Annotated in this window: 22 protein-coding genes; 3 read left to right on the forward strand and 19 right to left on the reverse strand. The window is 55.5% G+C overall.

Annotation, left to right across the window (positions count from 1 at the left end; translation table 11 throughout):
• Window positions 1-6: 6 nt before the first annotated feature.
• On the forward strand, window positions 7-3,456 hold the full coding sequence (gene mfd / locus AAIE03_RS10215; protein WP_019105701.1) for a transcription-repair coupling factor: 3,450 nt from the start codon (window positions 7-9) through the stop codon (window positions 3,454-3,456).
• Between the two features lie 114 nt (window positions 3,457-3,570).
• Here the strand turns inward: mfd and AAIE03_RS10220 are convergent, their stop codons facing one another.
• Window positions 3,571-4,038 carry a carboxymuconolactone decarboxylase family protein gene (locus AAIE03_RS10220; protein WP_029568640.1) on the reverse strand — a complete coding sequence of 156 codons (468 nt, stop codon included), beginning with the start codon at window positions 4,036-4,038 and terminating at the stop codon, window positions 3,571-3,573.
• 108 nt (window positions 4,039-4,146) lie between these two features.
• Here AAIE03_RS10220 and AAIE03_RS10225 point away from each other — a divergent pair, with 108 nt between their 5' ends.
• A complete protein-coding gene (locus AAIE03_RS10225) occupies window positions 4,147-4,578 on the forward strand; it encodes a MarR family winged helix-turn-helix transcriptional regulator (RefSeq protein ID WP_227008725.1) in 432 nt (143 codons plus the stop codon).
• A 203-nt stretch (window positions 4,579-4,781) separates the two neighbouring features.
• On the opposite strand, the gene AAIE03_RS10230 is transcribed toward AAIE03_RS10225, so the two are convergent.
• From AAIE03_RS10230 to hinT, 8 genes are all read right to left on the reverse strand, one after another.
• Complete coding sequence (locus AAIE03_RS10230; protein WP_013025383.1) at window positions 4,782-5,324, reverse strand: glycine zipper 2TM domain-containing protein; 543 nt, start codon at window positions 5,322-5,324, stop codon at window positions 4,782-4,784.
• 288 nt (window positions 5,325-5,612) lie between these two features.
• The gene (locus tag AAIE03_RS10235) at window positions 5,613-6,917 is read right to left on the reverse strand and encodes an NAD(P)/FAD-dependent oxidoreductase (RefSeq protein WP_498562990.1); all 1,305 of its coding nucleotides are present in this window, start codon (window positions 6,915-6,917) and stop codon (window positions 5,613-5,615) included.
• A 212-nt stretch (window positions 6,918-7,129) separates the two neighbouring features.
• On the reverse strand, window positions 7,130-7,672 hold the full coding sequence (gene ycfP / locus AAIE03_RS10240; protein ID WP_019105703.1) for an alpha/beta hydrolase YcfP: 543 nt from the start codon (window positions 7,670-7,672) through the stop codon (window positions 7,130-7,132).
• Window positions 7,673-7,710: 38 nt separating this feature from the next.
• Window positions 7,711-8,751, reverse strand: a complete 1,041-nt coding sequence (gene nagZ / locus AAIE03_RS10245; protein WP_014593437.1) for a beta-N-acetylhexosaminidase — start codon at window positions 8,749-8,751, stop codon at window positions 7,711-7,713.
• A 31-nt stretch (window positions 8,752-8,782) separates the two neighbouring features.
• Complete coding sequence (gene thiK / locus AAIE03_RS10250) at window positions 8,783-9,619, reverse strand: thiamine kinase (protein ID WP_498562991.1); 837 nt, start codon at window positions 9,617-9,619, stop codon at window positions 8,783-8,785.
• Complete coding sequence (lpoB, locus tag AAIE03_RS10255; protein ID WP_013025378.1) at window positions 9,579-10,175, reverse strand: penicillin-binding protein activator LpoB; 597 nt, start codon at window positions 10,173-10,175, stop codon at window positions 9,579-9,581. Before lpoB ends, thiK begins: the two co-directional genes overlap by 41 nt.
• Window positions 10,176-10,185: 10 nt before the next feature.
• A complete protein-coding gene (locus tag AAIE03_RS10260; RefSeq protein WP_013025377.1) occupies window positions 10,186-10,557 on the reverse strand; it encodes a YcfL family putative periplasmic lipoprotein in 372 nt (123 codons plus the stop codon).
• 20 nt (window positions 10,558-10,577) lie between these two features.
• Window positions 10,578-10,928, reverse strand: coding sequence for a purine nucleoside phosphoramidase (gene hinT, locus AAIE03_RS10265; protein ID WP_013025376.1), 351 nt, complete (start codon window positions 10,926-10,928; stop codon window positions 10,578-10,580).
• A 410-nt stretch (window positions 10,929-11,338) separates the two neighbouring features.
• On the opposite strand from hinT, the gene AAIE03_RS10270 reads away from it, so the two are divergent.
• Window positions 11,339-12,913 carry a methyl-accepting chemotaxis protein gene (locus tag AAIE03_RS10270; RefSeq protein ID WP_029569865.1) on the forward strand — a complete coding sequence of 525 codons (1,575 nt, stop codon included), beginning with the start codon at window positions 11,339-11,341 and terminating at the stop codon, window positions 12,911-12,913.
• 102 nt (window positions 12,914-13,015) lie between these two features.
• Here the strand turns inward: AAIE03_RS10270 and ptsG are convergent, their stop codons facing one another.
• From ptsG to fabD, 10 genes are all read right to left on the reverse strand, one after another.
• Entirely contained in the window at window positions 13,016-14,455 is a 1,440-nt protein-coding gene (ptsG, locus tag AAIE03_RS10275) for a PTS glucose transporter subunit IIBC (protein WP_013025374.1), read from the reverse strand.
• 289 nt (window positions 14,456-14,744) lie between these two features.
• Window positions 14,745-15,536, reverse strand: coding sequence for a metal-dependent hydrolase (locus tag AAIE03_RS10280; RefSeq protein ID WP_026020996.1), 792 nt, complete (start codon window positions 15,534-15,536; stop codon window positions 14,745-14,747).
• A 15-nt stretch (window positions 15,537-15,551) separates the two neighbouring features.
• Entirely contained in the window at window positions 15,552-16,541 is a 990-nt protein-coding gene (gene holB / locus AAIE03_RS10285) for a DNA polymerase III subunit delta' (RefSeq protein ID WP_498562992.1), read from the reverse strand.
• Window positions 16,538-17,173 (reverse strand): dTMP kinase, encoded by a 636-nt coding sequence (tmk, locus tag AAIE03_RS10290; RefSeq protein WP_014593431.1) that lies wholly within the window; start codon window positions 17,171-17,173, stop codon window positions 16,538-16,540. The genes holB and tmk overlap by 4 nt, the downstream gene beginning before the upstream one ends.
• A complete protein-coding gene (yceG, locus tag AAIE03_RS10295; protein ID WP_013025370.1) occupies window positions 17,163-18,182 on the reverse strand; it encodes a cell division protein YceG in 1,020 nt (339 codons plus the stop codon). Before yceG ends, tmk begins: the two co-directional genes overlap by 11 nt.
• The gene (gene pabC / locus AAIE03_RS10300; protein WP_181134526.1) at window positions 18,179-18,994 is read right to left on the reverse strand and encodes an aminodeoxychorismate lyase; all 816 of its coding nucleotides are present in this window, start codon (window positions 18,992-18,994) and stop codon (window positions 18,179-18,181) included. The genes yceG and pabC overlap by 4 nt, the downstream gene beginning before the upstream one ends.
• Window positions 18,995-19,116: 122 nt before the next feature.
• Window positions 19,117-20,358, reverse strand: coding sequence for a beta-ketoacyl-ACP synthase II (gene fabF / locus AAIE03_RS10305; RefSeq protein WP_013025368.1), 1,242 nt, complete (start codon window positions 20,356-20,358; stop codon window positions 19,117-19,119).
• A gap of 85 nt (window positions 20,359-20,443) precedes the next feature.
• On the reverse strand, window positions 20,444-20,680 hold the full coding sequence (acpP, locus tag AAIE03_RS10310; RefSeq protein WP_003849865.1) for an acyl carrier protein: 237 nt from the start codon (window positions 20,678-20,680) through the stop codon (window positions 20,444-20,446).
• A gap of 153 nt (window positions 20,681-20,833) precedes the next feature.
• Window positions 20,834-21,568 (reverse strand): 3-oxoacyl-ACP reductase FabG, encoded by a 735-nt coding sequence (fabG, locus tag AAIE03_RS10315; RefSeq protein WP_014593428.1) that lies wholly within the window; start codon window positions 21,566-21,568, stop codon window positions 20,834-20,836.
• A gap of 10 nt (window positions 21,569-21,578) precedes the next feature.
• A complete protein-coding gene (gene fabD, locus AAIE03_RS10320) occupies window positions 21,579-22,511 on the reverse strand; it encodes an ACP S-malonyltransferase (RefSeq protein ID WP_498562993.1) in 933 nt (310 codons plus the stop codon).
• Window positions 22,512-22,523: the final 12 nt, after the last annotated feature.

A 22,523-nucleotide genomic window follows, 5' to 3' on the forward strand; every position in this document is an offset into this window, starting at 1 on the left:
GATCACATGTCCGAACCGACTCGCTATACCCTGCCCGTGAAATCTGGCGATCAACGCCAGCTCGGCCAGCTGACTGGCGCTGCGCACGCGGTTGAGTGTGCCAGCATTACCGAGCGTCATGCTGGTCCGGTGTTAATGATTACACCCGATACGCAAACCGCCCTGCGACTGCTGGACGAGATTCGTCAGTTTACCGATTTGCCTGTCACGCATCTCGCAGACTGGGAGACGCTGCCTTATGACAGTTTCTCACCGCATCAGGACATTATTTCGGCCCGTCTTTCCACCCTGTATCAACTGCCTACCTTGCAGCGCGGCATGCTGATTATGCCGGTCAACACGCTGATGCAGCGCGTTTGCCCGCACAGCTTCCTGCACGGCCATGCGCTGGTGATGCAGCAGGGTCAGAAACTGTCACGCGATCGCCTGCGCGATCAGCTTGAACAGGCGGGCTACCGCCATGTGGACCAGGTGATGGAGCACGGGGAATACGCGACCCGCGGCGCGCTGCTCGACCTGTTCCCGATGGGCAGCGAGCAACCTTACCGTATTGATTTTTTTGATGACGAGATCGACAGCCTGCGCCTGTTTGACGTCGACAGCCAGCGCACGCTGGAAGCCGTTCCCGCCATCAATCTGCTGCCGGCCCACGAGTTTCCCAGCGATAAAGCCGCTATAGAGCTCTTCCGCAGCCGCTGGCGTGAAATTTTTGATGTTCGCCGTGAAGCCGAGCATGTTTATCAGCAGGTGAGCAAAGGCACCCTGCCCGCCGGTATTGAATACTGGCAACCCTTGTTCTTTGAACAGCCGTTACCCTCGCTGTTCAGCTATCTGCCTGATAATACGCTGATTGTTAACTGCGGCGATCTGGAAGGCGGCGCAGACCGATTCTGGAATGATGCCAACGCGCGCTACGAAAATCGCCGTGTTGACCCGATGCGTCCGCTGCTTGAGCCCGCCACGCTGTGGCTGAGGCCGGATGCGTTGATGAGCGAGCTGAAAGCCTGGCCGCGCATCCGTATGACCCATGACGTTTTGCCGGCCAAAGCGGCCAACACCAACCTGGGTTATGAATCTCTGCCGGACTTATCGGTTCAGGCCCAGGCGAAAGCCCCGCTGGATAACCTGCGTCAGTTTCTGGAGCAGTTCAGCGGCGGCGTCGTGTTCTCCGTGGAGAGCGAAGGCCGCCGTGAAAGCCTGCAAGAGCTGCTGGCGCGCATTAAAATTCGCCCTAAGGCTATTCATCATCTGCGCGAAGTCAGCGCCGGAGAGCATGCGCTAATGATCGGCGCCAGCGAGCGTGGCTTTGTGGATACGCAAGGCCATCGCGCGCTGATCTGTGAAAGCGATCTGCTGGGCGAGCGCATCAGCCGTCGCCGCCAGGATACGCGCCGTACCATTAATCCGGACATTCTCATCCGCAACCTGGCGGAATTGCATCCGGGGCAGCCGGTCGTGCATCTTGAACATGGTGTGGGCCGCTATATCGGCCTGACCACGCTTGAAGCCGGCGGCATTCAGGCCGAGTATCTGATGCTCTCTTATGCCAACGATGCCAAGCTGTACGTGCCGGTTTCCTCGCTTCATCTGATCAGCCGCTATGCGGGTGGCGCCGATGAAAACGCGCCGCTGCACAAGCTGGGCAGCGATGCCTGGTCACGCGCCCGTCAGAAAGCGGCCGAGAAAGTGCGCGACGTCGCCGCCGAGCTGCTGGATATCTATGCGCAGCGCGCGGCAAAAAGCGGCTATGCCTTTAAACACGACCGCGAGCAGTATCAGCTCTTCTGCGAAAGTTTCCCGTTTGAAACCACGCCCGATCAGGCTCAGGCTATCAATGCCGTGTTAAGCGATATGTGTCAGCCGCTGGCGATGGATCGTCTGGTCTGTGGCGATGTGGGCTTCGGTAAAACAGAAGTGGCGATGCGTGCCGCCTTCCTGGCGGTGGAAAACAATAAGCAGGTGGCGGTGCTGGTGCCGACCACGCTGCTGGCACAGCAGCACTATGATAACTTCCGCGATCGTTTCGCTAACTGGCCCGTGCGCATCGAAATGCTGTCCCGCTTCCGCAGCGCCAGGGAGCAAAACCAGATACTGCAGGAAGCCAGCGAAGGCAAAATCGACATTCTGATTGGTACGCATAAGCTGTTAATGAGCGATATCAAATGGCACGATCTGGGCTTGCTGATTGTGGATGAAGAGCACCGGTTTGGCGTGCGTCATAAAGAGCGCATCAAAGCGATGCGTGCCGATGTCGATATTCTGACGCTGACCGCTACGCCGATCCCCCGCACCCTGAATATGGCCATGAGCGGAATGCGCGATCTCTCCATCATCGCCACGCCACCAGCGCGTCGACTCGCGGTAAAAACCTTTGTTCGGGAATTTGACGATCTGGTGATCCGCGAAGCGATTCTGCGCGAAATCCTGCGTGGGGGTCAGGTTTATTACCTGTACAACGATGTTGAGAACATTGAGAAAGCCGCTCAGCGCCTGACGGAACTGGTGCCAGAGGCGCGCGTCGCCATCGGCCACGGGCAAATGCGCGAGCGCGACCTTGAGCGGGTGATGAATGACTTCCATCATCAGCGTTTCAACGTTCTGGTCTGCACCACCATTATTGAAACCGGCATTGATATCCCAACGGCCAATACCATTATTATTGAGCGCGCCGACCACTTCGGGCTGGCGCAGCTGCACCAGCTGCGCGGACGCGTAGGCCGATCGCACCACCAGGCTTATGCCTGGCTGCTGACGCCACACCCGAAAGCCATGACGACCGACGCGCAAAAACGCCTGGAAGCTATCGCCTCGCTGGAAGATCTGGGCGCAGGCTTTGCCCTGGCGACGCACGATCTGGAGATTCGTGGCGCGGGCGAACTGCTGGGTGAAGAACAAAGTGGTCAGATGGAAACGCTGGGCTTTTCACTCTACATGGAACTGCTGGAAAATGCGGTCGATGCCCTGAAAGCCGGTCGGGAACCTTCCCTCGAAGATCTCACCAGCAATCAAACTGAAGTCGAGTTACGTATGCCCGCCCTGCTGCCTGAGGCGTTTATTCCGGACGTGAATACGCGCCTGTCGCTGTATAAACGCATCGCCAGTGCCGAAGCAGAAGACGAGTTGCAGGAGCTGAAGGTAGAAATGATCGACCGCTTCGGTCTGCTACCCGATCCGGCCCGTAACCTGCTGGACATTGCCCTGTTGCGGATGAAGGCCAGAGCACTTGGCGTGCGTAAAATCGAAGCCAGCGATAAAGGTGGCTATTTTGATTTCGCGCCGCAAAACAGTGTGGATCCTGCCTGGCTAATCGGCCTGCTGCAAAAAGATGCGAAGCAGTGGAAGCTTGAAGGCCCGACGCGCCTGCGCTTTACCCGTGAACTGGCGGAAAGGAAGGTGCGTATGGAATGGGTGCAGTCGTTTATGGCGCAGCTCATGGAAAACCGGGTCGCCTCTTAACCCGCTCACCACCAGCATCAAGCGAAGCCGCCCCGCTCAGGGCGGCTTTTTTTATGCCTGCCTTCCGACGGCCTCGTGAGCAAACAGGCTTATCCGGAACGGCGTGCCCTGTACTTATCTGGGTAGCGGCGGAGCAAACTGCAGCGCACCTGCAATTCGGTTCCAGGCGTTGATCGCCCCAATTGCCGAGGTCAGGAAAATCATCTCCTGCGACGTAAACAGGGTACTGACCTCATCATATAGCGCATCCGGAATCGGCTGCTGTGCCATCAGCGTAAGCGCCTCCGTCCATGCCAGAGCGGCCGCTTCACGCCCGGAATAAATGCCCGCGTCGCGCCAGGTCGCGACTAAATCGATTTTCGCTGAAGCCAGCCCGGCTTTACGCGCCACATTAAGATGAAACTGAAGGCAAAATGCGCAGCCATTCAACTGCGATGCCCGGAGTTTGATCAGTTCGGTCAGTGTTTTATCCAGGCCTGCGTGGTCAACCGCCTTGCCCAGCATGCCCAGCGCTGCAACGACCTCGGGCGCAGCCTGTTCAAATGTGGACCAGTCGCTTCGGTGGTGAGAATACGATGCCATAATCAATCCTGCCTGTTAATATAAGAACACGAACAACAATATAAGAGTTCTTACATTATGCGCAAGTCAGGATCGCACAATCTGTCGCTGCCCGGCCCTGGAGAAGGCATGCGCGGCACAAAAGGCCACATTGGCTATCTGCTTCGTCAGGCGCATGCCGTTCATAAGATGCGGATGGAACATGCCCTGAAAGCCACGGGCCTGACTCTGCCCCAGTTTTCCGTGCTGACGATGCTGGCAGCCTACCCTGGTGCATCGGGTGCCGAACTGGCCCGGCTCTCCTTGCTGACGCCACAAACCATGAGCGTGATTGTCAGCAACCTTGAGCGGGCAAGCCTGATCCACCGTCGCCCTCACGAGGAGCATGGTCGAATTCAGATTATTGGCCTGACGGATGAAGGACAGCAGGTTCTGACCCGGAGCAAAGCGGCCGTTAAGGCGGCCGAAGCGGGTCTGCTTGCCGATCTGTCTTCTGAGGATGAAGGCGCTGTGCGGCGATGGCTGGTGAAGGTGGCGACCTTACCGACTGACCCGGTCTGAGGGCGATGTTGTCTGGCGCGCACCGCTTTACCGCTCAGCACAATAAGGCTTATCGCTGTGTTCGGCTCGCCCGGCGGCTTCATCGGGTCACGCAGGTTAGTAAAGCCTTCATGGTGACCCATAAAAAAAGCGCATCCGGAGATGCGCTTTCGTGTTTCATGGTGTGCTGTGTGACCGCAATGCGGCAAGCTTTGCCCTGGATCTTATGCTTTATCGCCGTTCAGGATTAACTGTCCGTTACGGTCAACCGGGATACGGGTACCGGGATCGTTTTCCATGCGGATTTTACCCTGCTGGTCGCCGATCTTATAGGTGACGTCATAACCCAGCATTTTTTCCTGCTTGTCGTACACGGTCTTACAACGCTGTTCAGAGGTGGTGTAGGTATCGCGATCCTGCATACCGCCCTGAACCTGGTTGCCCGCATAACCGCCCGCCAGCGCACCCGCTACCGTTGCGACGTCGCGTCCACGACCGCCGCCAAACTGGTGGCCGAGAACACCACCGGCTACCGCACCCAGTACTGAACCGGCGATACGGTTTTCATCCTGAACCGGACGACGGTGCGTCAGCGTCACGTTACGACACTCCTGACGCGGTTGTTTAATCGATTCTTTAATTGGGGTTGCTGACAGCACCTGTGCATATTGTGGACCGCGATCAAACACGTTAATGCTTGCTACGGCGGCTACACCCAGTGCCGCTGCCACGCCAATACCGATACCCGCTAACATTGATTTATTCACAGGAAGTTCCTCCTGAAAGTGTTACCGCGCATTCCTGCCGCTGGGAAATCCCTTACAGCTCTGGCAGAACCGACGTGCGCGACTCGCCGTTTGGTTGAGATAAGTTTTACAGATGTAAAGCTTTTGCAATATCAGACAATGGGAAGAAAAGCGTGCCTGACGCGTTAGTGCCACGTTTTCGGAGAGTTCTGAGCGACGATGAGGGGGCCGGATACCGCGCTGACTTCACGGCATAACAGACAAGTTAGCAATGAAATCAGCGGGTTAAAACAAAATCAGATGATGCGATTAGTGAAGCTTCAGACGGGGGCGGATGACCCGGTTGAGACTGCCCACGATCATCATTAGCCCGGTCTTAACATAACCGTGCAACGCGACCTGATGCATACGATACAGTGATATATAGACAAATCGGGCAATGCGCCCTTCTATCATCATCGATCCGCGCATCAGATTGCCCATCAGGCTTCCTACGGTGCTGAAGCGTGACAGAGAAACCAGTGAACCGTGGTCTTTATAAACATAGGCTTTAAGCGGCTTGACCTGGTATTGCAACAGGATGTTATCCAGCGCACAGGATGCCATCTGGTGTGCGGACTGTGCGCGCGGGGGCACAAATCCACCGCCGGGTAAGGCGCAGGACGCGCAATCACCGATGGCATAGATGTCGTCATCCAGCGTGGTCTGGAGTGTCTCTTTCACCACCAGTTGGTTGATGCGATTGGTTTCCAGCCCGCCGATCGCTTTCATAAAGTCAGGCGCTTTAATCCCTGCCGCCCAGACCATTAAGTCGGCTTCAATAAACTCGCCACTTTTGGTATGCAGGCCCAGCTTGTCTGCGCTGGTCACCATCGTTTGTGTCAGAACGCGTACGCCAAGCTTGCTGAGCTCCTGATGGGCCGCAGAGGAGATACGTGGTGGTAGCGCAGGCAGAATACGTTCGCCCGCCTCCACCAGCGTGACGTTGAGTGCCTCGCTGCCCAGTGCTTTATACCCGTAGCTGTGTAGCTGCTTAACTGCATTGTGCAGTTCTGCCGATAGCTCAACACCCGTTGCACCGCCGCCGACGATAGCAATGTTCACCTTCTCCACCGCCCCTTCGCTGGCAGAGAATTTCAGGAACAGATTCAGCATTTCATTATGGAAACGACGCGCCTGCTGCGGATTGTCGAGGAAAATACAGTGATCTTTAACGCCTGGCGTGCCGAAATCGTTTGAGGTACTGCCCAGCGCCATGACCAGCGTGTCATAAGCCAGCTCGCGCTCGGGAACCAATACCTCCCCCTGCGAATTCACGACTTCAGCCAGTTGGATGACTTTTTTCTCACGGTTGATGTTCGTCAACGAGCCCAGTTGGAACTGAAAACCGTGGTTGCGGGCATGCGCCAGATAGCTGAGGGCGTCAATGCCTTCATCCATGGAGCCGGTGGCCACTTCATGCAGCAACGGCTTCCACAGATGGCTGTGGTTGCGGTCAACCAGGATAATCTCGGCTTTCTTCTTGCGACCCAGCTTATGGCCTAACTGCGTTGCCATCTCCAGCCCACCGGCGCCACCGCCCACGATGACAATTTTCTTAACAGATGTAGTCAACAAAAACCCCCTCAAATTGTGAACCAAAAGTTAATCAATGGTTAAATTAAACCTTAATAAACATAGGGTTGGCGACATAATTTCGCTATCTGGGGGCAGAATAGCATGGCGGGAAGCGATGGGCCTCAGAAAATTGATGTACATCAAATTTAGCAGACAGTTCCTGGCAACGCCGACAACACAATCGGGCACCGCATGGGCGCCCGGTTGCGTCAATCTGCCGTTTTAAAGGCTTTCAGTCGGTGAAGATGGGGGGAAAGATTGCGGAACTTGTGGCTTTCGCTTTCGTCCCAAACGATCGGGTAGTAGGGATCCAGCAGTGCGGCGCTGCGCTGGCTGTCGAGAATCTCATCGTGGCGGGATAAAAGGGTCAGGCAGCGGCCGCGGTTACGTTCGCGAAAATCGCTGACGCACTTGGTGGCAATGTCCAGGTACTCTTCAGGTCGATCTATCTTGCCTTCCATATTTTCGTACGGAAACAGGTTGGGATTGAAAATCGCCTGGCGGATCGCGCACAAGAAACCAATACGTTCTGACCAGTACCCGCCCAGCCCTACGCCGCAGATCAGCGGATGCGGATCGTCGCTCAGACTGAGCATTTTATCGGTTTCTTTGAGCAGAAACTGCATGTCATGTTTGGGATGGCGCGTGCTGTAGCTGATGAGCCTGACGTCAGGATCGATAAACTGCAGTTGCAGCACTTTTTCGTGGTTGCCCGGACTGGATGAATCGAAACCGTGAAGATAAATAATCATGTTTATCCTTGAAGATCATCACACCGGGCAACCCGTGATTACCACGTCGCTTTATGCGCCAGCCAGCGTTCCTGCAGCGCGCTTAACTGCTGCGCATTCTGTTTCCAGCGGCGACTGGCCTTCAGGCTGTCCCGGCTAAAGGTTCCCCGATGGTACAACTGCACCACCGGCTCTGCCTCGATCACGGTCAAATTATCGATCACGCTTACCGCGCCCTGACGGTCGTTACAGACCAGAATCATGTCGCATCCGGCAGACAGAGACTGTTGCGCACGCTCGGCATAGCTGCCCATCACCGCCGCGCCTTCCATTGAAAGATCGTCCGAGAAAATCACGCCCTTGAAACCCAGCTCCTGGCGCAACACCGTTTTCAGCCAGTAAGGCGAACCGCTGGCGGGGAGCGGATCGGCCTCCGTATAGATCACGTGTGCGGGCATAATAGCGTCGAGCGCCTGCTCGCCGATCAGCGTGCGGAATATCGCCATATCATGCTCGCGCAGTTCGGCTTCGCTGCGGCCATCACGCGGTGTCTCTTTGTGGGAATCTGCACTGACCGCGCCGTGACCGGGGAAATGCTTACCGGTGGTTTTCATTCCGGCCTCATGCATGCCGGCAATAAAACGCCGCGCCATCGCCAGGGCAATCGCAGGATCCTCATGGAACGCACGATCGCCAATGGCCGCACTGATATGGCCGATATCCAGCACCGGCGCAAAGCTGATATCAATATCCAGCGCGATCATTTCGGCCGCCATCTGCCAGCCAGCCTGCTGCGCCAGCTCGCCTGCCGTTGTCATATCGTTGAGCGCGGCAAAAGACTGCATAGCGGGCAAATTCGTAAAGCCATCACGAAAACGCTGTACTCGCCCGCCCTCCTGATCCACCGCCACCACCAGGCGCGTAGGCGAGGCGGCACGAATCTGACGCACCAGCTCGGCCAGTTGAGCGGGGTCATGATAGTTGCGGGCAAAAAGGATTAATCCACCCACCAGCGGATGGCGCAGTATCTCACGCTCTTCCGCATCCAGTTCGAAACCTTCGACGTCCAGCATCAAGGGGCCGGGAAAACCTGTTGTCATAGCCTGAATCCTGTTTCTCGGCACAAAGCCGTTAAATCTGCTGCCAGCTCCGTTGAGCCAGCTGTTGTAAATGCGCATCGCCGCTCTGTTCGGCGCGCAGTTGATACCAACTGGCGACTAACAGATGCAGCCAGGGCTGCCAGCGCGAAACCTGGTGTTGCAATGATGTCAGCGGGATCTGCATGAGCGCGGCATAGTCACGTAGCCACTGCTCTTGCTGAGTGGGATCGGATAAACAGACGGCCGCCAGCTCAAGCGCCACGTCGCCGTCTGCGGCATATTCCCAGTCAATAAGGTGCAGCCCCTGTTCAGACTGAATCAGATTAGCGGGATGCACGTCCATATGCAGCGGCGCAAGGCGTAACGGCCGCGGCTCGCCCTGTCTGGTTAGTCGTTGCAGCTGCTGCAACCAGCGGTGCTGTCGCTGCTGGCAGCGCTGCCAGTATTGCCAGAGCAGGGGCAAAAGGGATAAACGGTAACCGGTGAGCGGCTGCTGGTGTAGCCGTTGCAATAAGGCAAGTACCTGAGGCCGTGCAGCACGGAATCCGGCATCGCTCATCACCTCACCGTCCTGCCAGGGCAGGATAATGCCGTGCCGGTTACCCGCCAGCGGGCGCTGCACCAGGCCGCTCAGCCGCAATTTACGCAGCACGCGCCCTTCGCGCTGGCGATTGACGAAAGGTATCGCTGACTGTGGCGCCGGGCGGAGGAGAAGCCGTTCGTTTTGTGTGACGATCTGACAGCTCTGCCCGGTTAATCCTGCCAACGGTGTTACCGTTACCCGATGCCCGCCCGTTGTTGCCTTGATCAGTTGCAGAAGCGCCGCATTAATTTTGGGCGACACCGTTTCCAGACCAGATAATTTCACCCGTCTGCACCAGCATCAGCTGCATTTGTAAGGTCGGTGATTTTACATCGCCTTTGGCCGTGCTGTAGAGCACGTACTGCGCGTTGAGATTACGCGCCAGGCCAATCGCCTTGCTGCGCGAGTTCAGGCTGTCGTCTGGCGAAAGACCAAGTGTTTGTTTCGCCTGCGCCAGCTGTTCTGACGACACCAGAGTGAACTTACCGTTGTTATTCAACGCGTTCTGAATAGCACTGGTCGCCTTTTCACCCTGTAGTGCGCCGTTAGTGCTGTTTTTAATGCGATCGACCAGCAACACGCTTCCCGGCGTCACCGTGGCGGCGCGCACCATTTGTGCGACCAAGGGTTCCACGCTGGCATCCCAGTTAATCGTCACCAGCTTAGGCGGTTGCGGAACAGGTTGAGGCTGGGGGATCGGTTGCTCTGGCTGAGGAACAGGCTGAACCGGCTCCACAGGCTGAGTCGGTTCGACCGGTGCTGGCTGCTGCTGTTTCATCACGCAGCCAGAAAGAATAAGCGCCATCATTAGCGCGCCAGTACGGTTAACACTGCGAATCACGTAACAGTCCTCAGAGATAGATATAGAGACGAACCTTGCTGGCCGTCAGATTACCCAGTTGCGACACCGCAGCGACGCTTCCGTTGGGGGGAACCGTGACAACCTGAGCCGGTTCACGCGGCGTTATTTCAAGCCCTTTGTCGTCGTACCAGTAGTAACGATAGTGCACAACCACCGGCGTTTCACGCTGATTGTAAAGTATGCTGCTGGCACGTTTCTGGCCGTCATGGTCATCCAGCGTTGGCTCGTCGGTAATAATACCCGCCGAGAGGACAGACGACTCCATGACCAGTGACTGCGATGTATTAATCATCGGTTTGTCGCTGCTGCAACCAGTAAGGCTCAGCAACGCCACGGGCAGACATATCAACCATGAACGCATAGCTAGGTTCCCTTCAGGGATCAGTGTGACAGCATCGGGCCAAGCGGCTTGCCGCCCACCAGATGCATATGGATATGATAAACTTCCTGACCGCCATGTTTATTGCAGTTAACAATCAGGCGATAGCCGTCTTCGTCAATGCCTTCTTCCCGCGCAATCTTTGCGGCGGCGGTGAACATCCGACCCAGCGCCTGCTCGTGCGCCGCCTCGACGTCATTGGCGGTTGGGATCAGGATATTGGGGATTATCAAAATATGCGTTGGTGCCTGGGGTGAAATATCGCGAAAAGCGGTTACCAGTTCGTCCTGATACACCACGTCGGCGGGGATCTCCCGACGGAGAATTTTACTGAAAATAGTTTCTTCAGCCATAAAGCAATTCCTTGAGCCTGAGGTAATACCTCAGTATGCGGGAGAAATTCGTTTTCTTTCAACCTCAGGCGACTTTTTCTTGTTATGACCGGCGGCGTTTAACGCATTTAACAGCGCCCGTATGCGAAAAACCGCCTTTCCTGTCTCTGCCCCCTTTGCACTCGTCGCCCCCTTTATGTTGCCTGCGGCCAGACCTGACACGCGCGCTCGCAGGGCTGTCCGACGGGAACTCCCGCTCCATTTGTTTCTACAGGAGATACCTGGACAAAAGTTGCAACAATTGATCAATAAACCACCAATACTACCTGCCGAAACTATCAACAGCGTATCGGGTTAACCTGCTTTCTGTGATGCGCGACGCCTGACAGTCAAGAAAACGATTACATCAACGATTAAACAGGATGTTGAATATGAGCATTTTACAACGTGTCAAATTGTCACATCGCCTGATTTTTCTCATCGCTTTTTTCCTTCTCGCCATGGTTGTTATCGCTGTGATCTCTCTTCACTCACTTCGGTCGCTGGCTGCGTCAGAACAGCAGCTCTTCGCTTCCCGGCTGGAGCCAGTGCAGATAATGAACGTTGCCGCCCGGGAGATGGCCACGCATTTTCGCCGTTCCTATGCTTACGTCTTTCCGGTTAGCTCCGCCACGCCCGTTGAATCACGCCAAACCACCTCTAAATTTAACCAGAAGTCTCAGCAAGCTGTGCAAAATGCGATTGATTTTCTTAAGCAATCTCAGGATCCGGCGCTGGTTGCTATCACGCAGAAAGTGTTGCAGGCCTGGCCTGACTACCTGGCGTCCATGCAACGCGTCTACGCCCTTGCCAACGAAAACAATGTGGCAGGAGCGCTAAAGGAAATCGCAACGACGACAGATCGTTTACATGTCGCGGTCCGGGATCCCCTGTTAGAAGCCGTAAAGATCTACAATGCGTCCGTCAGCCAGATCATTGACGACAACGTTTCCCATATTGACCGAACCTCCTTGATGTTGATTCTGTTAATTAGCCTGACCTTTATCGCCGGTGGCGCACTGGGCACGCTGATATTTTTTTCCGTTATGAAGCAGCTGGGTGCCGAGCCTGACGTTGCCGTCAGAGTGGCGGGCCTGATCGCCGACGGTCATCTTTATGAGCACAACGCCATTAAAGCCGGGGATACCTCCAGCCTGATTTACCAGTTATCCGTGATGCGCCAGCACATCCGCGACCTGATCAGTGAGGTCCAGGAAGCGGCGGAACAGGTAGCCAAATCCTCGACGGAAATCGCCCAGGGTACCCGCGATCTGTCACAACGAACGGAATCACAGGCTTCAGCGCTGGAAGAAACCAGTGCTTCGATGGAGCAGCTGTCCTCAGCCGTACAAAGCAATGCAGACAACGCCAGGATCGCGAACGACGTGGTCAGCAACGCCTTTCAGAAGGTGGCCAGCGGCGGTCAGTCAGTGTCTGACGTTGAGCAGACGATGCGCGCCATTCAGGACAGCAGTAGCAAAATCGGCGAAATCATCAGCGTCATTGACAGCATTGCTTTTCAAACCAATATTCTGGCGCTTAACGCGGCGGTGGAAGCGGCACGTGCCGGGGATGAAGGTCGGGGGTTTGCTGTGGTCGCGGGCGAAGTCAGAAACCTGGCGCAGCGCAGCGCCGTGGCAGCCCAGGAAATTAAAACGCTGATTACAGAAAGTCATTCACGTGTCGAAACCGGCGTGACCAATGTCAGCGTGGCAGGCGAAACCATGAAGGCGGTCATTAAAGAGATTCATCGCGTCAACGACCTGGTGGCTGAGATCAGCACGGGAAGTCATGAGCAAAGCACCGGTGTGAAACAGATCGGTATTGCCGTGGCGCAAATGGATACCGACACGCAGCAGAATGCGGCGCTGGTAGAAGAAACGGCGACCGCAACGGCACAGTTGCAACGGTTATCCGATCGACTGTTGCAGACCACCTCAAAATTTTTGACTCGCGAAGCAAACTGAAAGGCTAGAGCGCGATGCCCTGTCAGCCTTAACTTCGGGCAAAAAAACAGCGTTGAGCCGAGACTCAACGCTGTTTTCGCCGTGCCAGAACGGCATCAGACCTTATGACTTGTTACGGATGTAGTCATCCATATCTGTTTTCAGGTTATCGGATTTGGTGCCGAAAATCGCCTGAACGCCTGAACCGGCCACCACGACGCCACGTGCGCCCAGGTTTTTCAGTTCGGTTTGATCCACTTTGCTTACATCGGCCACGCTGACGCGCAGACGTGTGATACAGGCATCCAGGTTAGTGATGTTTTCTTTGCCACCAAATGCAGACACCAGTTTGCCCGCCATTTCACCGCCGGTCGCGGAAGAAGACTGTTCGCTTGCGCTGTCTTCACGGCCAGGGGTTTTCAGATCCAGCTTCACGATCAGGACGCGGAAAACGGTGTAGTAAACCGCGGCGTAGATCATACCGATAATCGGGAACAACCAGATTTTGCTGCTGTTACCACTCAGGACGATAAAGTCGATCAGGCCATGGGAGAAACTGGTGCCGTCACGCATGCCCAGCAGGATACAGATTGGGAAAGCCAGACCGGCCAGAATGGCATGGATGACATACAGGATTGGCGCAACAAACATGAACGAGAACTCGATCGGCTCGGTAATACCGGTCAGGAACGAGGTCAACGCCGCAGAGATCATGATACCGCCCACTTTGGCACGGTTTTCAGGTTTTGCCGAATGCCAGATGGCAATCGCCGCGGCAGGCAGGCCATACATTTTGAACAGGAAGCCGCCAGAAAGTTTACCTGCGGTTGGGTCACCCGCCATGTAGCGAGGGATATCGCCGTGGAATACCTGACCTGCGGCATTGGTGTACTCACCAATCTGCATCTGGAAAGGAACGTTCCAGATGTGGTGCAGACCAAATGGCACCAGCGCACGTTCAACGACGCCGTAGATACCAAACGCCACCACCGGGTTTTGGTAGGCCGCCCACTGAGAGAAGTCCTGAATCGCTGAACCGACCGGTGGCCAGATAAACGACAGCACCAGCCCCATCGCGATAGCCGCCAGACCCGAGATAATCGGCACAAAGCGTTTACCGGCAAAGAAGCCCAGATATTCAGGCAGCTTAATGCGATAGAAGCGGTTAAACATATACGCGGCGATGGAGCCGGCAATAATACCGCCCAGCACCCCGGTATCGGCAAGGTGTTTTGCCTCAATTTCCGCTGCCGGCAGATGCAGGACTAAGGGAGCGACCACCGCCATGGTTTTCACCATGATGCCGTAAGCCACGACCGCTGCCAGTGCGGAAACACCGTCGTTATTGGTAAAGCCGAGTGCCACGCCAATGGCAAAAATCAGCGGCATATTGGCAAAGACCGATCCACCCGCTTCCGCCATTACATGCGATACCACCGCAGGTAACCAGCTAAAGTTCGCTGAACCAACACCTAATAAAATACCGGCAATCGGAAGAACCGATACCGGCAGCATGAGCGATTTACCAACCTTTTGTAAGTTGGCAAAAGCATTTTTGAACATAGCGTGAAACTCCTGAGTATGAGTGCGTTTTTCGCGCAGTGCGCGTGGTAAAGAGGGAGGTTCTTTACCGGTTGGCGTTATCCGCCTTTTTGATTTATTACGAAGGGTAAAATAAATTACCCTTCGTTACTTTGACGGCTATCACGTTTCGTCAATCACACGCCAGCAGCCGGCCACAACGGCGGTTTTTTTGCTGATTTTTCAGCCAATAAAAGTTGACCCTGTCGAATCACAACAGGGTCAACGAACATAATCTCGTATTTATTACAACGTCTGAAATAACTCTGAATCAGGCACCAAGACGGCTCATCGGCACATGAAACAGCGTAGAAAAGTTTTTTGTGGTGGCGGCGGCCAGCGTCTCAATATCTACGCCTTTCAGCACCGCAAGATAATCGGCAACGTCACGCGTGTAAGCAGGCTGGTTCTCTTTGCCCCGGTAAGGAACAGGCGCCAGATAAGGGGAGTCGGTTTCGACCAGAATGCGATCCAGCGGGACGTAGCGCGCCGCGTCACGAATCTGCTCTGCATTGCGGAAGGTGACGATGCCCGAGAATGAGATATAGAACCCCATATCCAGCAGTTTTGCTGCCGTCGCCTGATCTTCTGTAAAGCAGTGCAGTACGCCGCCACAGCGTTCAACCTGCTCTTCCTTGAGAATGGCCAGCGTGTCTTCACGTGCATCACGCGTATGCACGATAATCGGCTTATTCAGCGCAATTCCGCTACGGATATGTTCACGAAAAGAGTCCTGCTGCTGAGCTTTGGTTTCCTGCTGATAGTAGTAATCCAGCCCGGTCTCGCCCAGCGCGATCACCTGAGGATCGGCGGCCAGGCGGCGGAATAACTCAACATCATACGGCGCCTCCTGATTCAGCGGATGCACGCCACAGGAGAGCGCAATATTTTCACGATCGCCCACCAGCGCTTTCAGCGTACTAAAGCCGGGTAAGGTCGTGGCGATAGCCAGCATGAACCGGACGTCGCGCGCTGCCGCTTTGGCAATCACATCATCAAGATCGTGATGATTTTTCTCATAATCCAGGCCATCAAGATGGCAATGGGAATCAACAATAAACATATTTTTCTCAGTCATTTAGCCGGGTAACCTGGGCTTCAGGTTATCTGCCCAACTCAGTAATCTGTCAGTCAGGAGGAGTTCACGATTCACTGCCGCAACCTGTAATAACGATTCACGGCAGCGCATCCAGTCTTGAGCGCTGTTATTGAGCGCCGTTTGCGAGAAGTGCTGCGCCAGCATGGCGACCACGTCCTGACGATCGATGTTAGTCAGCCACTGGGTTGCGCCCTGCTGCCATTTCATCGCATCCAGTATGAATGATAACAGCCAGCCAATCCGTGCCGCGCTGTTATCTGCGTTCAGCACGGGCAGGAGTTGCAGGATGTCCTGTTGCAACGCACCCGGCAGGGAATCGCACAGTTTTTGCCGGGCCTGCCACAGGCCATCATCCAACAGCGTCAGCGCCGCACCGGGCGCACCGGCACTGAGCCGCAGCGCGGCCAGTAGCGGGGCCTCAGCATGTTGCCCCTGCTTTCTCAGCCAGGCCAGACTGTGATTTTCATCTGGTGGAGGTAACGTCAGCACCATGCAGCGACTACGCAGCGTTGCCAGCAGGCGGGAGGGCTCGCGACAGCTTAAAAAGAACCAACTGTTGGCTGGCGGCTCTTCCAGCGTTTTCAGTAAGGCGTTAGCCGCCGCCTCGCTGAGCTGAGCCGCATCTGGCAGCCAGACCACCTTGGCACCGCCCTGCTGCGCATAGTGATACATTTTTTCCGTAACCTGACGCACGGCATCAATGCCCAGCGTCGTTTTGCCTTTTTCGGCTTCAAGCCGGTACCAGTCAGGGTGCGTATTTGCCTGCATCAGCTGGCAGCCATGGCAGTGACCACAGCTTTTTAATCCGTCGCGTTGCAGGCACATCAGCCAGCGGCTGATCCCCCACACCAGCGCATCATCGCCCATGCCGTCAAGAGAGGTGATCAACAACGCATGATGGGCACGGCCATCCTGATGCTGACCAATCACCTGGCGGTAAGGTTGATTGAGCCAGGGATACCAGTTCATGCGCGCTGTTCCGCCAGCCAGGCCGTCAGGGTGGCGTGCAGCGCGCTTGTAACCTGCTCAAGCGGCTGAGTGGCATCTATCGTCAGGATACTGTCATCGGCGGCAGCCAGCGCCAGATAGCGCTCACGCGTGCGTTCAAAAAAGCGCAGCGACTCCTGCTCAATGCGGTCTAATTCTCCGCGGGCGCGGGCACGCTGTAACCCGGTTTCAGGCGTAACATCAAGGTAAAGCGTCAGGTCAGGACGAAAGTCGCCCAGTACCGTATCCCGTAAGGTGCGCATCAGTTCGGCGTCCAGCCCGCGACCGCCGCCCTGATATGCCTGGGAGGAGAGATCGTGACGATCGCCTATCACCCAGGCCCCCCGCGCCAGCGCAGGCTTGATCACCGTTTCCACCAGTTGGACGCGCGCGGCATACAGCATTAACAGTTCCGCTTTATCGGTTACCTGCTCGCCCTCAATGCCCTGCTTGACCAGCACGCGGAGCTGCTCAGCCAGCGGTGTGCCGCCGGGTTCGCGGGTAAAGACAATATCGTCGATTCCACTGGCCCGCAGTGTTGCAACGACCGCATCGCGCGCCGTGGTTTTTCCTGCGCCTTCCAGGCCTTCAATAACAATAAACTTACTGTCCATTTTTTTCCTTTAACACCAGCCGGTAAGCCTGCACGGCCTTGTTGTGGCTGGCAAGATTGGTGGTGAAGGTATGTCCACCTTTGCCATCCGCCACGAAGTAGAGATAGTCGGTTTTTTCCGGATGCGCGGCCGCAATCAGTGAGGCTTTGCTCGGCATCGCAATTGGCCCCGGCGGCAGGCCGCTGATGATATAGGTATTATACGGCGACGGCGTTTCCAGATCTTTACGCGTCAGCGTGCCAGTATAGGCGTTACCCATGCCGTAGATCACGGTAGGATCGGTTTGCAGACGCATCCCCACGCGCAGGCGATTAATAAACACGGAAGCCACCTTAGCCCGCTCTTCACTCACACCGGTTTCTTTTTCGATGATCGACGCCATCGTGACCATTTCCTGCGGATCTTTATAGGGCAGGTTATCCATCCTGCCCTGCCAGACTTCATCGATGGTCTTTTTCATCCGCTGATGCGCGCGTTCCAGCAACGCGACATCGGTGGTGTTTGCGGTGTACAGATAAGTATCCGGAAAGAAACTGCCTTCCAGCGCCTTTTCGTCCAGCTTCAGCGTGCTGGCGACGGTCGCATAGCTGTCATCCGGCAGCGTATGTTTCACGTAGGGCGCTTTACGTAATTCGCTAAGCCACTCTTGCAGGCGTTGTCCTTCCACAAACCGCAGCGGGAATTGTGCCTCTTTGCCGCTGGCGAGCAATTCCAGCAAACTGCGGACCGTCATTGTCGGTTCAAGGCGATAGGTTCCGGCTTTGAATTTGGCCAGCTCAGGCTCCAGTTTAAGCAATGCGCCAAACCAGATGCTGTGAGGGATAATCTTTTGACTTTCCAACTGCGCTTCCAGTGCAACGCGACCGGTTCCTGCCGGCAGCGTGTAGATCGTTTCCTGGGAAAGGGTCAACCGGGTTGCTGCAAGTTGTTTAACCTGCCAGTAACTCACGGCTGCCGCGATGAGCAGGATGACCACAACGCTCACCCCTATTTTTTTGATTCGGCTCATGATGCTTCCATTATCTTTCTACAGCTCGCCTGTAGCTGGTTAAACAAGGTGCGCTGTTCAAACGCCAGCGCATCAAGTTGTCGAACGGGTAATACGGGCATCAGCGCGTTGCATACCACAATCTCATCGGCTGCCTGGAGTTGCGCCAGTCCCGCCTGAACCACCTGACAAATCTGACCTGCGGCGCGCATTTCCGCTATCAGACTGCGCCGCATAATGCCGTCAACGCCCGCCTGATCCAGCGCCGGGGTAAAAACCGTGCCGCCGCTTCGCCAGAATAAATTGGCCGCACAGCATTCCACCACCCAACCGTCAGTGTCAAGCACCAGCGCCTCATCGGCGTCGGTCTGCTCAAGGTGGGCACGAATCATCACCTGTTCCAGCCGGTTCAGGTGCTTAAGGCCGGCAAACTGAGGCTGGCGCGCCAGGCGGACCGGGCTCACGGCCAGCCTGACGCCGGTTTGCTGTAGCGCCGCATAATGCGCAGGCCAGGGGGATACCGAAACGATTCGTGTGGGGCCGCTACAACCGCTGCGGCTGTAGCCCCGCCCGCCGCTGCCCGCGCTGATAATGACTTTAAGCACTGCCCTGTCATGTCCGCTGGCCGCGTGTTGCATCTCCTGCGCCAGCGCGGGCCAGTCAACGCCATTCAGCCACAGCCGTTCACAGCTTTGCTGCAATCGCTGCATGTGCCTGTCTAACAGCAGGATTTTGCCGTTGCCGATCGCGGCGGTCGTAAAGCAGCCATCGCCAAACTGTACGGCACGATCGGTGGCCGCCAGCTGGGATTGCTCAGTGCCGTTTATCCACATTGCCGTTTCTCCGGTATCAGAACGTTGCTCGACGATGGCCATGATTTTATCGGTTTCTTCGCGCCGCTGGATAGAAAAAAGGCCCGCATTGCGGGCCTTTACAGCAATCATAAACGGAATGTTTAGATTTTACGGAAAATCAGCGAGCCGTTGGTACCGCCGAAGCCGAAGGAGTTACACAGCGTGTATTCCAGCCCCGAAACCTGACGAGCGGTGTGCGGAACGAAATCAAGATCGCAACCTTCATCAGGATTATCCAGGTTCAGCGTCGGTGGAATCGCCTGGTCGCGCAGGGCCAGAATCGAATAGATCGACTCAACCGCGCCCGCCGCACCCAACAGATGGCCGGTCATGGATTTGGTGGAGCTGACCATTACCGTACTGGCTGCTGCACCAAAAACGGATTTCACCGCCTGGGCTTCCGCTTTATCGCCGGCTGGGGTTGAGGTACCGTGTGCATTGACGTAACCAATCTTATCTGGCGTCATCTGCGCATCACGCAGCGCGTTGATCATCGCAGCGGCTGCACCTGAACCGTCTTCCGGCGGTGAGGTCATGTGATAAGCATCGCTGCTCATCCCAAAGCCCACAATTTCCGCATAGATTTTTGCGCCACGTTTCTTAGCATGCTCATACTCTTCCAGTACGATAATGCCAGCGCCGTCGCCCAGTACAAATCCATCACGGTCTTTATCCCATGGACGGCTTGCCGCCTGGGGATTTTCGTTACGCGTCGACAGCGCACGTGCCGCGCCGAATCCGCCAACGCCAAGTGGCGTACTGGCTTTTTCCGCACCGCCCGCCAGCATCACGTCGGCATCGTTATAGGCGATGATACGTGCAGCATGACCGATATTGTGCACGCCAGATGTACAGGCGGTCGCAATGGAGATGCTGGGGCCTTTCAGGCCATACATGATGGTGAGATGCCCCGCCACCATATTGACGATTGTGGAAGGCACAAAGAATGGGCTAATTTTACGCGGGCCACCGTTCACCAGAGAGGTATGGTTGTCTTCAATAAGACCCAAGCCCCCGATGCCCGAACCAATTGCTGCGCCAACCCGGCCTGCATTTTCGTCGGTCACAACCAGACCGCTGTCCTGCATGGCCTGAATGCCTGCCACGATGCCGTACTGAATGAAGTCATCCATCTTGCGTTGATCTTTACGAGAGATAAAGTCATCGCAATTAAAATCTCTTACCAGACCTGCAAAACGTGTTGCATAGGCGCTGGTATCAAAATGGTCGATCAGGTTAATGCCGCTCTGACCGGCAAGGAGAGCACTCCAGGTAGACTCTACGGTATTGCCGACAGGAGACAACATGCCAAGACCAGTCACAACTACACGACGCTTAGACACGTTCGTCCTCCAGGGAGGGATAAAAATGACTATTGTGGGGCAAACATAAAACTCAGGCGGTCATATGACCGCCTGAAGATATTCATTAGCCTTTATGGCTATTGATATAGTCGATCGCTGCCTGAACGGTAGTGATTTTCTCAGCTTCTTCGTCTGGAATTTCAGTATCAAACTCTTCTTCCAGAGCCATTACCAGCTCAACGGTATCAAGAGAATCGGCACCCAGGTCTTCTACGAAAGATGCAGAGTTGGTCACTTCTTCCTCTTTCACACCCAGCTGCTCACTGATGATTTTCTTAACGCGTTGTTCGATATCGCTCATACTATTTAATTTCCTATCAAAACTCGCTTTCGCGATGGTTTTCGTAGTGTATAAAATGTTGAAAAAGATGCAACAAAATCCCGGCTGGTCGAACCACGATTTTACGCTATTGTGCGGTTTTATCCGCAAATAATGCAAATGATTTCGTGATTATCAGACCATATACATGCCGCCATTGACGTGCAGCGTCTCACCCGTGATGTAGGCTGCTTCGTCAGAGGCTAAGAATGCAACGGCATTAGCAATTTCCTGCGCTTCGCCTAAACGACCCGCTGGGACCTCCGCCAGAATACCGGAACGTTGATCTTCGTTCAGTGCCCGCGTCATGTCAGTCTCTATGAAGCCCGGAGCCACGACGTTGACGGTAATGCCACGTGACGCGATTTCGCGCGCCAGTGATTTGCTAAAGCCAATCAAACCTGCTTTTGCTGCAGCGTAGTTTGCCTGACCCGCATTGCCCATGGTTCCAACAACAGAACCGATGGTGATGATACGACCCATGCGCTTTTTCATCATGGCACGCATCACCGCCTTCGAAAGACGGAAAACCGATGTGAGGTTGGTATCCAGGATATCCTGCCACTCATCGTCCTTCATACGCATCAGTAGATTATCACGCGTAATGCCTGCATTATTGACTAAAATGTCCACTTCGCCAAATTCAGCGCGAATTTTCTCTAAAACGCTGTTTACAGAAGCGGCATCCGTCACGTTTAACAGCAGACCTTGTCCTTTATCGCCAAGGTAATCACTGATAGCATCGGCGCCACTTTGGCTGGTTGCAGTACCTACCACTTTCGCACCGCGTGCGGCCAGGGTTTCTGCAATCGCACGGCCGATGCCGCGGCTTGCGCCAGTTACCAGCGCTACTTTACCTTCAAAGCTCATGATTTTCCTCTTATTCCTGTGCAAGCGCCGCAGTCAATGACGCAGTATCGTTCACCGCTGCTGCGGACAGGCCGTCTACAATGCGTTTTGTCAGACCGGTAAGGACTTTACCCGGTCCCATTTCAATAAGTTGCGTGACGCCCTGCGCGGCCATAGCCTCAACGCTCTCGGTCCAGCGGACCGGGCTGTAAAGCTGACGAATCAGCGCATGTCGAATCGCGTCGGCGTCCGTTTCGGCTTTGACATCCACGTTGTTAATGACCGGCACAGCTGGCGCACTAAACGTGATGTTTTCCAGTGTTAATGCCAGCTTATCGGCAGCCGGTTTCATCAGCGCGCAGTGTGAAGGGACGCTTACCGGCAGCGGTAGCGCACGTTTTGCGCCTGCCGCTTTGCAGGCTGCACCTGCACGTTCAACCGCCTCTTTATTGCCAGCGATAACCACCTGGCCTGGCGAGTTGAAGTTAACCGGTGAAACCACTTGGCCCTGCGCACTTTCTTCACAGGCTTTAGCAATCGCAGCGTCATCAAGGCCGATAATTGCCTGCATCGCACCCGTGCCCTCAGGCACGGCTTCCTGCATCAGCTTACCGCGCAGTTCAACCAGCTTGATCGCGTCCGCAAAATTCAGCACACCTGCGCAGACCAGCGCGGAGTATTCTCCCAGGCTGTGACCTGCCATCAGGGCGGGTAGTTGACCGCCCTGCTGCTGCCAGACACGATAGATGGCTACCGAGGCAGCCAGCAAACCAGGCTGCGTCTGCCAGGTTTTATTCAGCTCTTCAGCCGGCCCCTGGCTGACTAACTGCCACAGATCGTAACCGAGAACATCAGAAGCTTCACGAAACGTCGCTTCAACCGCCGGATAAGCAGCGGCCAGATCCGCTAACATGCCCACAGTCTGTGAACCCTGACCTGGGAAAACAAAAGCAAATTGCGTCATTTTCAATTCCTG

Source organism: Pantoea sp. Ae19-2 (assembly GCF_059801205.1).

Bases quoted from the DNA above. Each gene is read 5' to 3' on its own strand.
- mfd (WP_019105701.1), top strand. From the start codon at position 7: ATGTCCGAACCGACTCGCTATACCCTGCCCGTGAAATCTGGCGATCAA.
- AAIE03_RS10220 (WP_029568640.1), bottom strand. From the start codon at position 4,038: ATGGCATCGTATTCTCACCACCGAAGCGACTGGTCCACATTTGAACAG.
- AAIE03_RS10225 (WP_227008725.1), top strand. From the start codon at position 4,147: ATGCGCGGCACAAAAGGCCACATTGGCTATCTGCTTCGTCAGGCGCAT.
- ycfP (WP_019105703.1), bottom strand. From the start codon at position 7,672: ATGATTATTTATCTTCACGGTTTCGATTCATCCAGTCCGGGCAACCAC.
- nagZ (WP_014593437.1), bottom strand. From the start codon at position 8,751: ATGACAACAGGTTTTCCCGGCCCCTTGATGCTGGACGTCGAAGGTTTC.
- AAIE03_RS10260 (WP_013025377.1), bottom strand. From the start codon at position 10,557: ATGCGTTCATGGTTGATATGTCTGCCCGTGGCGTTGCTGAGCCTTACT.
- hinT (WP_013025376.1), bottom strand. From the start codon at position 10,928: ATGGCTGAAGAAACTATTTTCAGTAAAATTCTCCGTCGGGAGATCCCC.
- AAIE03_RS10270 (WP_029569865.1), top strand. From the start codon at position 11,339: ATGAGCATTTTACAACGTGTCAAATTGTCACATCGCCTGATTTTTCTC.
- ptsG (WP_013025374.1), bottom strand. From the start codon at position 14,455: ATGTTCAAAAATGCTTTTGCCAACTTACAAAAGGTTGGTAAATCGCTC.
- AAIE03_RS10280 (WP_026020996.1), bottom strand. From the start codon at position 15,536: ATGTTTATTGTTGATTCCCATTGCCATCTTGATGGCCTGGATTATGAG.
- holB (WP_498562992.1), bottom strand. From the start codon at position 16,541: ATGAACTGGTATCCCTGGCTCAATCAACCTTACCGCCAGGTGATTGGT.
- tmk (WP_014593431.1), bottom strand. From the start codon at position 17,173: ATGGACAGTAAGTTTATTGTTATTGAAGGCCTGGAAGGCGCAGGAAAA.
- yceG (WP_013025370.1), bottom strand. From the start codon at position 18,182: ATGAGCCGAATCAAAAAAATAGGGGTGAGCGTTGTGGTCATCCTGCTC.
- pabC (WP_181134526.1), bottom strand. From the start codon at position 18,994: ATGTGGATAAACGGCACTGAGCAATCCCAGCTGGCGGCCACCGATCGT.
- acpP (WP_003849865.1), bottom strand. From the start codon at position 20,680: ATGAGCGATATCGAACAACGCGTTAAGAAAATCATCAGTGAGCAGCTG.
- fabG (WP_014593428.1), bottom strand. From the start codon at position 21,568: ATGAGCTTTGAAGGTAAAGTAGCGCTGGTAACTGGCGCAAGCCGCGGC.
- fabD (WP_498562993.1), bottom strand. From the start codon at position 22,511: ATGACGCAATTTGCTTTTGTTTTCCCAGGTCAGGGTTCACAGACTGTG.